The following is a 369-nucleotide window of genomic DNA, read 5'->3' on the forward strand; positions in this document are numbered from 1 at the left end:
GAGCCGTGCAGCCACTTCGGCCGCACGCCGCCGTGCGCAGAGGCGCTGGTGCGTGCGGGCATCGCCCGCGTGGTGGCCGCCATGGAAGACCCCAACCCGGCGGTGTCCGGGCGCGGCCTGCAACGGCTGCGCGATGCCGGTATCGACGTACGCTGCGGCCTGCTGGAAAAAGAAGCGCGCGACCTCAACATCGGCTTCGTCTCGCGCATGACGCGCGGCCTGCCGTGGGTGCGCGTGAAAGTGGCCGCTTCCCTCGATGGCGGCACCGCGCTGCATGACGGAACCAGCCAGTGGATCACCGGCAAACCCGCGCGCGACGATGGCCATGCCTGGCGCGCCCGGGCCTGCGCCATCCTCACCGGCATCGGC

General features: G+C 72.1%; 1 protein-coding gene. It reads left to right on the forward strand.

Features of this window, described 5'->3' with window-relative positions:
- Window positions 1-369: bifunctional diaminohydroxyphosphoribosylaminopyrimidine deaminase/5-amino-6-(5-phosphoribosylamino)uracil reductase RibD (ribD, locus tag AC1DIH_RS28235; protein ID WP_477774102.1), on the forward strand; the 369-nt coding region annotated here is incomplete at both ends.

This window comes from Pseudomonas sp. 05N36, from assembly GCF_056397385.1.